Annotated in this window: 15 protein-coding genes; 2 read left to right on the top strand and 13 right to left on the bottom strand. The window is 28.8% G+C overall.

The genetic code is table 11. The features are described 5' to 3' along the window. Positions 1-757 precede the first annotated feature (757 nt). Complete coding sequence (locus HF850_RS12685; protein WP_169105811.1) at positions 758-1,321, top strand: PTS glucose transporter subunit IIA; 564 nt, start codon at positions 758-760, stop codon at positions 1,319-1,321. A 103-nt stretch (positions 1,322-1,424) separates the two neighbouring features. Here HF850_RS12685 and HF850_RS12680 read toward each other — a convergent pair whose 3' ends face one another. From HF850_RS12680 to HF850_RS12670, 3 genes are all read right to left on the bottom strand, one after another. After that, entirely contained in the window at positions 1,425-2,276 is an 852-nt protein-coding gene (locus tag HF850_RS12680) for a PRD domain-containing protein (RefSeq protein WP_169105810.1), read from the bottom strand. Positions 2,277-2,396: 120 nt separating this feature from the next. Continuing rightward, positions 2,397-3,344: a GNAT family protein gene (locus tag HF850_RS12675; protein WP_169105809.1), complete on the bottom strand. Its 948-nt coding sequence runs from the start codon at positions 3,342-3,344 to the stop codon at positions 2,397-2,399. A gap of 335 nt (positions 3,345-3,679) precedes the next feature. Then, positions 3,680-4,444, bottom strand: coding sequence for a tRNA threonylcarbamoyladenosine dehydratase (locus tag HF850_RS12670; protein ID WP_169105808.1), 765 nt, complete (start codon positions 4,442-4,444; stop codon positions 3,680-3,682). 262 nt (positions 4,445-4,706) lie between these two features. Here HF850_RS12670 and HF850_RS12665 point away from each other — a divergent pair, with 262 nt between their 5' ends. Next, the gene (locus tag HF850_RS12665; RefSeq protein WP_169105807.1) at positions 4,707-5,399 is read left to right on the top strand and encodes a 5'-methylthioadenosine/adenosylhomocysteine nucleosidase; all 693 of its coding nucleotides are present in this window, start codon (positions 4,707-4,709) and stop codon (positions 5,397-5,399) included. A gap of 57 nt (positions 5,400-5,456) precedes the next feature. Here HF850_RS12665 and HF850_RS12660 read toward each other — a convergent pair whose 3' ends face one another. The 10 genes from HF850_RS12660 to dnaX form a co-directional block, all read right to left on the bottom strand. Next, a complete protein-coding gene (locus tag HF850_RS12660) occupies positions 5,457-6,713 on the bottom strand; it encodes a DUF1015 family protein (RefSeq protein ID WP_169105806.1) in 1,257 nt (418 codons plus the stop codon). Positions 6,714-6,898: 185 nt separating this feature from the next. Continuing rightward, entirely contained in the window at positions 6,899-7,813 is a 915-nt protein-coding gene (locus HF850_RS12655) for a D-2-hydroxyacid dehydrogenase (protein ID WP_169105805.1), read from the bottom strand. Positions 7,814-7,949: 136 nt separating this feature from the next. Beyond that, positions 7,950-9,032 carry a 3-phosphoserine/phosphohydroxythreonine transaminase gene (gene serC / locus HF850_RS12650; RefSeq protein WP_169105804.1) on the bottom strand — a complete coding sequence of 361 codons (1,083 nt, stop codon included), beginning with the start codon at positions 9,030-9,032 and terminating at the stop codon, positions 7,950-7,952. 356 nt (positions 9,033-9,388) lie between these two features. Further along, on the bottom strand, positions 9,389-9,577 hold the full coding sequence (locus HF850_RS12645; RefSeq protein ID WP_169105803.1) for a hypothetical protein: 189 nt from the start codon (positions 9,575-9,577) through the stop codon (positions 9,389-9,391). An 88-nt stretch (positions 9,578-9,665) separates the two neighbouring features. Beyond that, on the bottom strand, positions 9,666-10,808 hold the full coding sequence (locus tag HF850_RS12640; protein ID WP_169105802.1) for a CHAP domain-containing protein: 1,143 nt from the start codon (positions 10,806-10,808) through the stop codon (positions 9,666-9,668). 149 nt (positions 10,809-10,957) lie between these two features. Next, positions 10,958-11,227 carry a pro-sigmaK processing inhibitor BofA family protein gene (locus HF850_RS12635; RefSeq protein WP_169105801.1) on the bottom strand — a complete coding sequence of 90 codons (270 nt, stop codon included), beginning with the start codon at positions 11,225-11,227 and terminating at the stop codon, positions 10,958-10,960. Positions 11,228-11,256: 29 nt separating this feature from the next. Next, complete coding sequence (locus HF850_RS12630; protein ID WP_169105800.1) at positions 11,257-11,535, bottom strand: DUF2508 family protein; 279 nt, start codon at positions 11,533-11,535, stop codon at positions 11,257-11,259. A 220-nt stretch (positions 11,536-11,755) separates the two neighbouring features. Next, positions 11,756-12,352: a recombination mediator RecR gene (recR, locus tag HF850_RS12625; RefSeq protein ID WP_169105812.1), complete on the bottom strand. Its 597-nt coding sequence runs from the start codon at positions 12,350-12,352 to the stop codon at positions 11,756-11,758. 253 nt (positions 12,353-12,605) lie between these two features. Next, complete coding sequence (locus tag HF850_RS12620) at positions 12,606-12,944, bottom strand: YbaB/EbfC family nucleoid-associated protein (protein ID WP_169105799.1); 339 nt, start codon at positions 12,942-12,944, stop codon at positions 12,606-12,608. Between the two features lie 78 nt (positions 12,945-13,022). After that, complete coding sequence (gene dnaX / locus HF850_RS12615) at positions 13,023-14,675, bottom strand: DNA polymerase III subunit gamma/tau (protein WP_169105798.1); 1,653 nt, start codon at positions 14,673-14,675, stop codon at positions 13,023-13,025. Between the last annotated feature and the right edge of the window lie 238 nt (positions 14,676-14,913).

Below are 14,913 nucleotides of genomic sequence, written 5' to 3'. Positions count from 1 at the left end.
CCAGGATCAAACTCTCAATAAAAAGTTTAATCTTAGCTTACTCAAAATAAAGAATTGCTGGTTTACTTAAATGTATTTATATATTCTGTTCAATTTTCAAAGACCATTTTTCTTTTACAACTTTCGTTGTTACTATTATATCGCTATCAAGCGACCTATTTAGTTTATCACTTGATTTCGAACCTGTCAATAACTTTTTTCAAAACTTTTTAAATCTTTTCTCTAAAGTATTTATTAAGTCTGTTTTCCAGTTACTATCGCTCTCAGCGACGTGTTTCATCTTAACATATACTCATAATAGCAAACTTTTTAAAATTTAAATTTATATACACTTATTCACACATTATTCTGTTTTTCACTTATTACCTCTACTTTACTATTATAGACACACAAGGCTATGTTTTCGTCAAATGAAAGTTTAAATTTTACACTTACTTTCTCTGCGAGTGCTTAATAAATATGGGAGTAACTTACTCTACTCCTGTAAGTTCAGAAAACACGATAAACATCTCATAATATTTTTGGTATAATTTTCACTTCAAGTTATTGACAGATAACAATTACATATATATAATATGAACTAACGTGTTACTGTTAAATCAGGCATAAGTTTACTACATAATTCAAGTAGGGAACTTATGCCTTTTTTCGTTACTTTCTATTTTTTATTGTTATATTTTATATAAAACTAACTAAAAATATAAATATTATTACAAGGAAGGATGTGACTTATCCTGAATTATTCAGGATACATATTATGTTTGGATTTTTAAAGAATTTATTCAAAAAAGACACGACTGAAGAAACAAAAGTTGCTTCAAATATTACTGAAGTTTCAAAATCTGAGGCAACACAAACAACAAAGACTTTTAAATTAGTGGCGCCTATTACTGGTAAATCTTTACCGCTATCTGAAACTCCAGATCCTGTTTTTGCTCAAAAAATGGCTGGTGATGGATTAGCAATGATGCCAGAAGCTGATGTTGTAGTTGCTCCTGCTGACGGGGAATTAACATTAGTATTTAACACGAAGCATGCTTTCGCAATGACTTTAGAAAATGGAGTTGAATTATTAGTTCATATTGGAATTGAAACTGTTACTTTAAACGGTGAAGGTTTCGAACAATTAGCTGAAGCAGGTACAAAAGTTAAAGCTGGAGATCCAATAATTAAAATAGATAGAGAGTTCATAAAGTCAAAGGGACTTCCATTAACTACTCCAGTATTAATTACAAACCCAGATATATTAAAATCAATCACTCCTGTTGAAAATGTTGCAACAGTTGCTGGTGAAACAACAGTTTTAGAATATACAATCTAATTAAAAGCAAGCACTTTAGTTTTTTCTAAAGGCTTGCTTTTTATAATACAAAATTTTACAAATTAAATATAAACCATAATATCCTAAATGTAAATTTCCAATATTACTTTGTATTAATCCTAAATCTTTCTACATGAATTGCCAAAAATGCTGTTTCATCTTCTGTAACTTCTATACCCAATTCATCAGATATTATCTCAGAAATTCCTTGTGAAATTTTATATGATTCTTTATATGTTTTCTTAATAACCTTTATTAGATCATTTTTATTTGACACTTTATTAGTTATTCTTTGAATTGCAAATTTTATATGTGTACAGAATCTTGCATAATCTAAAGATGTTTTATCTATCTTCTTTCCTAGTTCCTTTTCTACATACTCAACTATGCTTGTACTTAAATAAGTATTTTTCATTGTATTAGATATCTTTCCATCATTTAAAGCAGTATGTATATGTAATGTTATAAATCCAATTTCACCGTCTGGAATCTTAATCCCTTCATATTTTTCAATTTTCTCTGCAACTATTTTACTTAATTCAAATTCTTTTGCATATAATGTCTGTGTTTCTATTAAAAATGGATTTTCAATTTCTTCATTATTCTTAAGTCTCTTAACTGCAAAAAATAAATGATCTACAAGTCCTATATGTATTCGTTCATTTAGTTCTGAATTAATTTTACTCGAAACTTCACAAATAGCCTCTTCACATACTGCAAAAAATTCTTTATCTACTAGTTCAACAAGATTTTTAAAATCTGATATATTCTGCTCATTTTCTATTGTAAATACTTTATCAATCTCTGTTCCCTTTGGAATTACACATCCTTGTTTTTTTCCAAAACCAATACCTTTTGCAAATAAAATTTTCTCACTTTTATCTGAACCTACTAATATTATGTTATTATTAAATACTTTTAATAATACTGCATCTTTATTTAGTATTGTACTCATCCTCTCACTCCTCATACAAAATAAATACATAATTTCTAAAAATCAGTTTACATCTACAATTCTAAGATAAATATATACCAAATATTTCAAAATGGCAAAAAGACAAGAACTTAAAAATTTTTATTTATTATAAAAATCCTCTTTAGTTATATAATATGTAGCGTGATCTCTCCATGCACCATTAATAATTAAATATTTCTCATTAATTCCTACAAGTTTAAATCCACATTTGCTAAGAACATTTCTTGATTTTTCATTATCAACCATAGCAGATGCTTCTATTCTATGAAGATTACATTCTTCAAAAGCATACTCCAAGAATAAATTCACACTTTCTCTCATATATCCATGTCCTTGCTCTTTTTCATCTATTGAATAGCCCAAAATTCCACTTTTAAGAGAACCATACACAATATTAGACAGCTTTAATTTTCCTATCAATCTATCATCCTTAAAGATTCCCATATCTATACTTGTTCCATTTAATAATTGTTTATAACTTTCATTCAATAAACTTATTTGATTTTCAAGTGTAAAGAAACTACTATCTCTAATAGGTTCAAATGGAGCTAAATGTTTTTTATTTCTTATATAATAATCAAGAAGCTTTTCTGCATCTCCTGGTGTAAAATTTCTTAAAGTAATATTCTCCCCATATAGTTCAACTAACGAAAATCTTTCACAACTATTATAATCATCACGAGTTATTCCAAAAGAAATTTCATCTATATAATGACCTTTTGAATATTCGTTTTGGCTAAATACTCCTTCAAGTACGAAGCCTTGTTCTAGAAATGCTTCAAAATTAATATCTTCATATACTATTATATTAACCTTATGAATCTTTCCATCTTTAAATATAGTCCTTAATAAAAGCTTTAGAGTATCACGTAGTAAATCATGCTTATTTCCTCTATAGAAGTTTAGCTTTACATCACATTTCCTGCTTTCAATATTTAATTCAACTATAATAAATCTTCCTATTATAATATCATTAATGTCTTTCACAATATATTCATTAAAATTTGATTTATTAGATTCTATTTTTATACATAATTTTGATTCCATATAATACTCTCCTGAATTATAGATATTTATTTTATCTTTCTCAAAAATTATTATTGCACTTTTAAAATGCATATCTATCTTTGTCTTACGTTACTTATACTATTATACTATTTAAAATGCACATATAAAATATACCTTATATATAATTAATACTTCATGGTTTTTAAGGACTCTTATTATTATAATAATATAGATATCCACAGATATTATATAAATTATAAAGTTATACACAAAATCCACAATATATTGTGGATTATTTTTAATCTCATCAATATATTGTGGATTTTTGTTTGTAATAATAATTGTTTTTTACTAGAATTTTAACAGATTGTGACTTATTTTATACCTAATATGTCTCTTATAACCTGGCTTGCTATTATCATTCCTGCAACTGGAGGTACAAATGATATACTTCCTGGTGTCTGTCTTTTAGGCTTTAATTGTGTATTTTCATCATCTTCTACTGGTCCTTTTGCAACAAATCCAAGATCAGCAGGTGATAAAGGTTTTAATGGAACTTCTTCTGAATATACAACCTTTAACTTTTCCACACCTCTTTTTCTTAATTCATGTCTCATAACTTTAGCTAAAGGACATACTTTTGTCTTAAACACATCAGTAACCTTAAACTTAGTTGGATCTAATTTATTACCAGTCCCCATAGAACTCATTATTCTTATATTGTTTTTGTAGCAATATTCGGCTAATGCTAATTTTGCAGTTACTGTATCTATAGCGTCAACTACATAATCTACATCCTTAGGAACAAATTCTTCTATATTATCATTATTAATAAATACTCTATGTGTTATAACATTACAGTATTTATTAATAGATGATATTCTTTCCTTCATAAGATCAACTTTAGCTTTACCTACAGTTTCATATGTTGCATGAATTTGTCTATTTAAATTTGTTATATCTACAGTATCATTATCAACAAGAGTTATTTGCCCAACTCCAGCTCTTGCAAGAGCTTCTACTGTAAAACTTCCAACTCCTCCTACTCCAAAAACAATTACTTTACTGTTTTTTAATTTTTCTAAACCATCTGCTCCTATTAAGAGCCCAGTTCTTATTAAAGAATCTTGTACTTCCATTTTATTTACTCCTTGCTCAATGCATATTTTAACTATATTATTATATACTTGCACTAATCTATGCTATTATATCATAAATTCATAGTTTTTTTATAAGAATACCACGTTTATAAATTATAAAAATATAAATTCCTATTAAAATAGTATTTTAATGTTTATAATATAAGGTGAATTTATATTGTGTAAATATAGTTTATGCATTATATTGTTGCTTTAAGCAATTTAATATACAATAAAATATTTAATATAGGAGGATTAGATTATGACTATAGGAATAATCGCTGCCATGGCAGAAGAATTAGAAATATTATTAAAAGATATTTCTCTTGAAGAAAAAAGAACTAAAGCTAACATGACTTTTCACAAAGGAAAACTTTACGGAAAAGATGTTGTAGCTGTAGTATGCGGAATCGGTAAAGTTAATTCTGCTGTATGCACTCAAATTTTAATTTCTGAATACAATGTTGATAAAATCATTAATGTTGGAGTTGCTGGAGGAATAGGTAAGGATATATACCCTGGAGATGTTGTTGTAGCAGAAAATCTTGTTCAACACGACATGGATACTACAGCTTTCGGAGATAAAATAGGACAAATTCCAAGACTTGATACTTTTGATTTTAAATGTGATCAAGAATTAATCACTGTTGCAAAAAAAGCATGTGAAGAAATTTCTGAAATAAATAGCTTTACTGGAAGAATAGTTTCTGGTGACCAATTCGTTGCAGATCTTGAAAAAATCCAATGGCTTGAAAAAGAATTTGAAGCTATTTCATGTGAAATGGAAGGTGCAAGTATAGCTCAAGTATGTTATTTAAACAATATTCCATTTGTAGTTATAAGATCAATTTCTGATAATGCTAATAATGGTGAACATATGGATTATGAAAAATTCACACCAATCGCAGTTAAGAATTCAACTAAAATCTTAAAAAGAATGCTTGAAATGATGTAACAATCAAATAAAAAGTGGTTTAAATGTTCATATTTAAACCACTTTTTATTTGATTAATTATTTTAACTTATGAATAAATAATCCACTTCTAAGTTTAGGTTCAAACCAAGTTGATTTAGGTGGCATTACTTCTCCAATATCAGCAACCTCCATAATATCATGTACTTCTGTTGGATACATTGAGAAAGCAATTTTCATATCTGAATTCACTCTCTTTTCAAGTTCCTTTATTCCTCTTATTCCACCTATAAAATCAATTCTATCAGATGTTCTTACATCTTCAATTCCTAAAATAGGTGTAAGTACATTATTTTGAAGAATTGCAACATCGAGCTGATTTATTGGATCTTCAGTATCGAATGAACCTTCCTTAGCTTCAAGAATATACCATTCATTTTCAATATCCATACCAAAAGTATGCTTCCTCTCCGGCTTAACTGGTGCATTATTATCTGATTTAGTTACTATAAAGTCTTTTTCTAACTTTTCTAAAAATTCTTCCTTTGACATTCCATTTAAATCTTTAACAACTCTATTATAATCCATTACCATTAAATCATTATCAGGAAAAGCAACAGCCAAGAAATAATTAAATTCTTCATCTCCAGTGTAATCTGGATGTTCTTTTCTCCTCTTTAATCCTACTTTAACTGCTGATGCAGATCTATGATGTCCATCTGCTATATAAAGATAATCTACTTCCTTAAATAAATCTATTAATTCACTTATAATAATATCATTATCAATAACCCATACTATATGAGTTATTCCATCTTCAGCAGTAAAATTATAAATCGGCTTTCTTTTACTTTCATTTTCTATCCAAGCTTCTATTATTTCTGATGCAATCTGATCTTCTTTGTAAGTTAAGAATATAGGTCCTGTATTCGCATCACAATAATCAACATGATTGATTCTATCCTGTTCCTTATCAGCTCTTGTAAATTCATGCTTTTTTATTACATTATTTAAATAATCGTCTATTGATGCACAGAATACTATTCCAGTCTGAGATCTTCCATTCATTATCTGTCTATATATATATAAGCATGGCATTTCATCCTGAATATATTCACCATTATCAATCATTTTATTTAAGTTTTCTCTAGCTTTATCGTAAACTCTCTTATCATGAATATCAATTGATGGATCCAAATCTACTTCAGCTCTATCTACATGAAGAAAAGAATACGGATTACCTTCTACCATTTTTCTAGCTTCATCACTGTTCATAACATCATAAGGAAGAGCAGCTATTTTTGAAGCTAATTCTTTAACTGGTCTTATACCCTTAAATGGTCTTATTGTCGCCACTTTAAAACCCTCCAAACAAATTCAATTTTGAATAAATTTAGTTCACGCTTCTTATATTACTATATTTAATATGTAGATTTACTGATACAAACATTCACTAAATTTAATGTAGTTTTCTATTTTTATAAAGCTCAGTAGAGCATGAATACTCTCTGAGCTGATATATAGTCTGAAATATTATTAAACTAATATTTTAATTTAAAGAATTCTTTTATTGTTGAAACAACTTCTTCTCCTATTCTAGTCTGAGCTTCTGTTGTTGATGCTCCAATATGAGGAGTTACACTAACCTTTGGATGATTAACTAAAGTTGTATTCTTTGTTGGTTCTTCTTCATAAACATCAAGTCCTGCTCCTGCTATAACATCATTATCTAGTGCTTCAAGTAAAGCATCCTCTTCTACTACTTTTCCCCTTGCACAATCAATTAAATAAGCAGTTTTCTTCATTAATGCAAGTTCTTTTCTGCCAATTAGTGAACCCGCATTTTTGTCGTAAGGAACATGAAGTGAAATAAAATCTGAAACCTTTAATAAATCATTTAATTCCATAAATTCATAGTTTAATGAATCATTTTTACCAAATAAATCTGTATAAACAACCTTCATTCCTAAAGCAGAAGCTTTTTGTGCTAAAGATTGTCCTATTCTTCCCATACCAACTATTCCAAGTACCTTACCACTTATTTCAGTACCTTGGTATTTCTTTTTATTCCATTCACCATTTCTCATTGTTGCATTAGATATTCCAATAAATCTAGCAACTGATAACATATGTGCAAGTGCTAATTCAGCTACTGAATTTGAACTTGCAGATGGTGTATTTTTAACTGTTACTCCAACACTGTTTCCAGCTGGAATATCAATGTTATCAACTCCAACACCAGCTCTTATTGCTAATTTTAATTTACCACCTTTTTCAGCATTAAAAACATCTGCTGTAAGCTTTGTTGCTGATCTTATAACAATAGCATCAAAATCCTTTAGTTTTTCTCCTAATTCATCTTGTCCTATATGATCATTAACTACTTCTACTCCTAAAGCTTTTAATGCATCTATTGATGCTTCTTGAAGACCATCGTTAGTTAAAACTCTAATCATCTTATTTAATCCCCCTTAATATTGCTTATGCTCAAATAAATAACTCTATATTTTACAATATAATAATTTAACTAATAAAAAACTTTATTAGCATACGGCTAGTAAAGTTTTTTTATCTTTACTACGTTGTAACTTATTATTTATTTTCTGCTTCGAATTTCTTCATAAATTCAACTAAATATTTAACGCCTTCAATTGGCATTGCATTATATATGCTGGCTCTCATTCCACCAACAGTTCTATGCCCCTTAATATTTTCAATTCCACACTTCTTTGCTTCTGCTACAAATTTAGCATCTAAATCCTTATCCCCTGTTACAAATGGAACATTCATAAGTGAACGGTCTTCTTTAACAACTGTTCCTTTAAATAATTCACTTTCATCTAAGAAATCATAAAGAATTTTAGCCTTTTCTTCATTTCTCTTTTTCATTACTTCAAGTCCACCTATATTTTTTAGATGCTTGAATACTTTTCCGCAAATATAAATGCCATATGCAGGTGGTGTATTATATAAAGATTTTGCATCTGCATGTGTTTTATAAGTAAGCATTGTTGGTGTACCTTCAAGTACATCCTCAGTAATTAAATCCTCACGAATTATTACAATTACTGTTCCTGCTGGTCCAATATTTTTTTGAACTCCTGCAAATATTAATCCATATTTAGTAACATCTATTGGCTGTGATAAAATATCAGATGACATATCTGCTACCAATACTTTCCCCTTAGTATCTGGAAGCTCATGATATGTAGTTCCGTAAATTGTATTATTGTGACAGATGTATACATAATCGGCATCATCACTAATTTGTAAATTTTTCAAATCTGGAATATAAGAAAATGTCTTATCAGCTGATGAAGCTATTTTATTTACTTTACCGTATTTTTCAGCTTCAGCTGCTGCTTTTTTTGCCCATTGCCCTGTAATTATATAATCTGCTACTTTATTCTTCATTAAGTTCATTGGAATCATTGCAAATTGTGTTGATCCACCACCTTGAAGAAATAAAACTTTATAATTATCTGGAATATTCATTAATTCTCTTAAATCTTTTTCAGCCTCTTCAATTATTTCTTCGAATGCCTTAGAACGATGGCTCATTTCCATTACTGACATTCCAGTCCCCTTATAATTTAACATTTCATCTGCAGCTTCTTTCAAGACCACTTCTGGTAATACAGCTGGCCCCGCTGCAAAGTTATATACTCTTTCCATAAATTTGCCCCCAATTTTTTATATTTTCTTATTATTATACCATATTTTAGAAGTTTATAAATATCATTTTAATAAAAATCCTCTCATTTTTTATAGATATGTTATCTTATGAGAGCTTTTTTTATAAATTAATCTTTTTCAACTATTATTTTTTATTTATTTCAAAATCGAACAAATTATTTGTTTTTTACTTATAATAATTTAATATTTTATTATGAATATTATTGTATTTTAAAGTCCACTTAACACTAAATCTTATTCTTATATAAGTAATTTTAATACACTTAATTTGTGTATAATAATATTTTTCTAAAAATATTATAAAAAAAGCTAGAAATAAATTTCTAGCTAAATAATTAATCAATATTATCATATTCTTCATCAAAGAATAATACAGATTCAGTTTCTCTGCAATACTTAACACACATACATTGTGCAAGTTTTCTAGGACACTTGTAACAAAGGCAAGTTAAATCTTTTCCATCACATCTGCCTTTTTTTAATTCTATACAATCACTACAATTTACTCCATTACCTGCTGCCATATAAATATCACTACTCCTTCATCATTGAAACCTGATATATTACATATTAACTCAAATGTAGATAATGTCAAATATAGCCTAATAAATTTTAATAATTTGGTTCATCTAGATATATGTAACCATATAAATATTGTGTTGAATATATTGGCTTATACGCAAAGCAATCTCCATGCCACATAGATTCTGATATATATACTTTCCCATTTTCAATCTTTTCAACTACAGCAACATGTCCAAATCCACCTGATCCAGGAAGACTTGAATTCCATACTGCAATTGCACCTACTCTAGGTTCTGTTCCATATTTATATTTCTTCTTAGTTTTATTAGCCTGCCACCATTCATATGCATTTCCTGTTAATCCTGCATCTACTGGTCTTTTACCTGTAATTTCCCATGCACGTCCCCACGCGTACCATGTACAGTTACCCTTTATAGGAGTTCCGTCGTTTTTCTTAAATGGTGGAGATAATTTTACACTATAAAAAATATTATCATTGGAATAATAATGCTTATCATCTAAATCAGGTTCACTTGTTCTTTCAATAAAGTTACTATTTATAACTTCATGTGCTTCTTCCTTAGGCTCTTCTATCTTTTCATCAGTTTCACCTTTGTTATCCTCATTAACTTCTTTATCCTTATAACATTCATCCTTTTCAGGTATAGACGTATCAATTGCTAACACATTATCGTTGCTGAAATCAACAGACTCAATATTTTCAATCATAGTTCCATCACTTAAGAAATTATATGTTTTGCCATCAATAGTAATACTGTCTGTTTCTAAATTACCTGAAGGCTTTGCATAATACCACTTATCATTATCAGAAATCCATCCTGTAATCATTGTCCCATCTTCATCTAGCTTATACCATTCATTATTATCCTTAAGCCAGCCAATATGCATGGTTCCATCATCATTAAAGTAATACCATTTACCATTATCAAGATTCCATCCTGTAATCATAATTCCACTATCGCTAAGCTTGTACTTTTTATTATTATATTTAAGCCATCCAGTATGCATAACTCCATTATCATTAAAATAATACCATGTTCCATTTATTAATTTCCATCCAGTAGCCTTTGAATCATCTTCAATCCAACTCCAAGTATTATTATCTTCATTTTGTTTCCATTCAGCTGAAGCTTTAATTCCACTCATACCAGTTAATGCAAGTGTAATAGCTCCAATAACTGCTGTTTTTTTAACCACCTTATTTCTCACGTATTCTTCTCCTTTAAAATGTAAATAATTATAAATCTTAACATTATTTTATAATTAAAATATTACCTTATTTGTCCCTATTTAACAACAAAAATACTCAATAATATAAACTAAATTTGACAATTTATATTATTGAGTATAATTTAAATCTATAAAAATAATAAAATTAATATAATAGCTATAACTCCCGGTATTCCAAGAAAACCTGCAATTAAAGCCGTTATTGCATTAATGGGTACAGAAAAACTAGTATTAATTCCTATAACGCTTAAATTAGCTATAATAAAGTTTACTATATATAATGTTATAACCCCAGCAATTCCATTTATTAAAATTTTTATAGGCCATTTAAGTAGCTTAATTACTATAAACAATACTACTATTCCTATTAGTCCATACAACAAATATCCTGTATCCATATTACCTTCCCCTATCTGTATAATATTCTTTATTCAGCTATCTGTAAATTTTTTTCTACAATATAGTCATACCCTACATTTATTCCTTTTGCTCTAGCTATTGATAATAGATAATCATATCGTTTTCTTGCAACATTTTCTGAATATATTGCAACTTCTATAAGAGCATCATCTTCAACATTATTAAACATACTACGAGCCACATCTATTTCAGCTTTAGCTATTTCCATATCATCTAATAGCTTTCTATAATACTTCGAATCATCAGTCTTGTCTAATAGGTATTCACGAATATTTTCTCTATTCACATAAATCCCTCCATAAAACTTCTTAGTATATTTCTATCCACATATTGGAAATATTATACATAGTTTTAATAATATCAGAAGAATTTATTGTAACACTTTTATATTAAATGCATAGACTATTATCATAAGAAGCTTTTCACTCATGTCAAACAAAAACTTCTAACTCCCATCTATGTAACACCTTTTTCAGGGAACCCATAACTTTGGGCTCCCTCATTTTTTATAGTTCTGTTCTTCCTTCTAACGCTTTAGATAAAGTTACTTCATCAGCATATTCAAGATCTCCACCTACTGGTATTCCTGCTGCTATTCTTGTTACTTTTACATCCAATGGTTTTAATATTTTTGATATATACATAGCAGTGGCTTCACCTTCAATGTTGGGATTAGTTGCAAGTATTACTTCTTTTACATCTTCATTCATTCTTGCAACAAGTTCTCTTATTCTAATATCTTGAGGACCCCTTCCCTGCATTGGTGATATATTTCCATGAAGTACATGATATACTCCATTAAATTCCTTTACCTTTTCCATAGTCATTACATCCTTTGGCTGTTCAACTACGCATATAGTTCCTTTATCTCTATTAGGATTTGAACATAATGCACATGGATCTTTATCTGTAAAATTTCCACATACTGAACAATATTTTATTGTTCCTCTTGCTTGAACTAATGCATTAGCAAACTCTTTTACTTCATCTTCCGGAAGATTTAAAATATGTAATGTAAGTCTTTGAGCAGTTTTTTGACCAATGCTTGGCAACTTTGCAAACTGTTCAATTAATTTTTCTATAGCAACTGGATAAAAGTCCATCATAAATCACATATCTCCTTTTTGTTAAATAAATATAGTTGAGAATTCTTATATTTTGGGTATTTTATCACGTACAACAAACTTACGTCAATAAAATATTTTTACCATAAGTGATACTCCAAAACTTGTTTTTGGCTAGTAGAATTTATATCTCTGAACGAACGTGAAGAGTGTGTTTTCTTAATAAAAAAGCATACAGTTTTGAAGGATAATCCAACAATCCTGTATGCTGAATAATGGTTATCCTAATATCTTAGAATAATCCACCCATTCCACCAGTTAATTTACCCATTTTGCTTGAAGTTTCGTCATCTGCTTTCTTCATAGCTTCATTAACAGCTGTAAGAACTAAATCTTCTAACATTTCAACATCATCTGGATCTACCACTTCAGGCTTTATGTTGATAGCTGTAACTTCCTTTTTACCAGTAACTTTTACAACTACTGCTCCACCACCTACAGAAGCTTCAAATTCTTTTGATTCAAGTTCTTTTTGCATATCTTCCATTTGTTTTTGAAGCTTTTGAGCCTGTTTCATTAAATTATTCATGTTTCCGCCCCCGAAACCTCCTGGGAATCCACCTCTTGCCATAAAAAAATCCTCCTCTTTTTGTAAACATTATTTTTAATTATAAAACAACTTTCTATAATTGACAATGAGCTTATTTCTTTATTCGTCATATATTTCAAAAGGTAAACCACTCATTTTGTCTTTTAATAGCTGCTCTTTATCTTGTATATCTTCTTTATCTTGTGTAACAATATAATTTACTATTATTTTTTCCTTTAATATTTTACTGAATATATCATTTACAATTTCTCTATATTCAGCTTTTTCAAGCCTTGGCTTACTTTGAGAATACAATTGATTAAATTCTATTGTAAGAACTCCATTTTTTAAACTATATGGTTTTCCAGTCATAAGTGAAGCATGTATTATCATGGCTCTCTTATCTTTAAAGGCTTGAAGTATTTCAGTCCAAGCTCTTCCTACATCATCTATAGTTAATAACGAATTAGGATTTGCTTCATTATTAACCACTTGTGTTTCAACATGTTCTGATTTATTAACTGTTGATTTTACTAAATTATTTGAATTTTCTCTACTGCTTTCAGAAGCTTTTCCTTGATTATTAGCTGTATTAGCCTGAATAGCTGAAACTTGTATTGTTCCATTTTTCAAGGATTCTTCAAGTTTATTCATTCTAGCAAGAATAACTTCATTAGAAGTATCATATTCAATCTTACACATTTTTATTATGGAAAGTTCTAAATAGAGCCTGCTCTGCTTACTCATTTTTGAATTAGCTTCAGCTTCTTGAAGTATTCTTATAGCCCTCATTATTTCTTCAACTCTTATTTTACATCCCTGTTTTTTTATTAAAGTTATATTCTCAAGAGACATATCAAGAACCTCTTCAGGATTTGTTGTAACTTTGGCCATAAGAAGATTTCTAAAATGAGCTATAAGGTCTTTTATAAACAGCTGCATATCTTTACCCGAATAAACAAGCTTATCTACTATAACCATAGCTTTTTCTACATTTCTTTCTATTATTGCATCTGTAATATCAAAAAGATATTCATTAGTAACAAGGCCTAATATACTTACTAAATCAGTATAATTTATTTTATTATCTCCCATAGCAATAGCCTGATCTAATATACTAAGGGCATCTCTCATAGCACCATCACATACTCTTGCTATAAGGTCTAAACTCTTTTCTTCACACTCTACATTCTGTGCATCTGTAATTCTTCTAAGTCTTGCAGAGATTTCTTTTTGATTTATTCTCTTAAAATCAAATCTCTGACATCTAGATAATATTGTTATAGGTAACTTTTGAGGATCCGTAGTCGCTAAAATAAATATTACATTTTTAGGAGGTTCCTCTAAAGTTTTTAAGAAGGCATTTACTGCACCAACTGAAAGCATATGAACTTCATCCATTATATATACTTTATATTTTGCTTCTTGTGGTGGATATTTTGTATCATCTATTATATCTCTAATTTTATCTATACCATTATTAGATGCTGCATCCAGCTCAGTTACATCGATAGCTAAGCCCTCATTTATTTTTCTGCACATTTCACATTCATTACATGGTTCTCCATCATGTGGATTAAGGCAGTTTAAAGCCTTTGCCATTACCTTTGCAGTAGATGTCTTACCTGTTCCTCTAGTCCCGCAAAAAAGATATGCATGTGCTATTCTATCATTTAATATTTCATTTTTTAATGTGGTAGTTATATGTTCTTGACCAACTACATCATCAAAAGTCTTTGGTCTCCACTCTCTATATAGTGCTGTATAACCCAAAGGCCCTCACCTCGCTATTTCTCTAAGTATACCCTTATTATACACTATTGATACTTTAATTTAAAATATCTAATAATTAGTCTTTGTAATACATTCATTATTAATTCAGTTTTTATCAAATGTATACTAAATACAAAAATATTATTTGCATGAATTTCATAAATTAAGATACACTATAGTGAATAATTATTGGATTAATTATAATTTTTTAATCATATAAGAGAAAGGATTTTTACAG

Origin of the sequence: Clostridium sp. SM-530-WT-3G, from assembly GCF_012843905.1 — a bacterium.
In the GTDB taxonomy this organism is placed as follows: Bacteria; Bacillota; Clostridia; order Clostridiales; family Clostridiaceae; genus Clostridium.
The sequence above is the reverse complement of the archived record's forward strand: the minus strand, read 5'-3'. Positions and strand labels throughout refer to the sequence as shown.

What these genes read in the sequence shown, in the direction of transcription:
- HF850_RS12685 (WP_169105811.1), top strand. Translation starts at nt 758, where the DNA reads ATGTTTGGATTTTTAAAGAATTTATTCAAAAAAGACACGACTGAAGAA.
- HF850_RS12680 (WP_169105810.1), bottom strand. Translation starts at nt 2,276, where the DNA reads ATGAGTACAATACTAAATAAAGATGCAGTATTATTAAAAGTATTTAAT.
- HF850_RS12675 (WP_169105809.1), bottom strand. Translation starts at nt 3,344, where the DNA reads ATGGAATCAAAATTATGTATAAAAATAGAATCTAATAAATCAAATTTT.
- HF850_RS12670 (WP_169105808.1), bottom strand. Translation starts at nt 4,444, where the DNA reads ATGGAAGTACAAGATTCTTTAATAAGAACTGGGCTCTTAATAGGAGCA.
- HF850_RS12665 (WP_169105807.1), top strand. Translation starts at nt 4,707, where the DNA reads ATGACTATAGGAATAATCGCTGCCATGGCAGAAGAATTAGAAATATTA.
- HF850_RS12655 (WP_169105805.1), bottom strand. Translation starts at nt 7,813, where the DNA reads ATGATTAGAGTTTTAACTAACGATGGTCTTCAAGAAGCATCAATAGAT.
- serC (WP_169105804.1), bottom strand. Translation starts at nt 9,032, where the DNA reads ATGGAAAGAGTATATAACTTTGCAGCGGGGCCAGCTGTATTACCAGAA.
- HF850_RS12645 (WP_169105803.1), bottom strand. Translation starts at nt 9,577, where the DNA reads ATGGCAGCAGGTAATGGAGTAAATTGTAGTGATTGTATAGAATTAAAA.
- HF850_RS12635 (WP_169105801.1), bottom strand. Translation starts at nt 11,227, where the DNA reads ATGGATACAGGATATTTGTTGTATGGACTAATAGGAATAGTAGTATTG.
- recR (WP_169105812.1), bottom strand. Translation starts at nt 12,352, where the DNA reads ATGGACTTTTATCCAGTTGCTATAGAAAAATTAATTGAACAGTTTGCA.
- HF850_RS12620 (WP_169105799.1), bottom strand. Translation starts at nt 12,944, where the DNA reads ATGGCAAGAGGTGGATTCCCAGGAGGTTTCGGGGGCGGAAACATGAAT.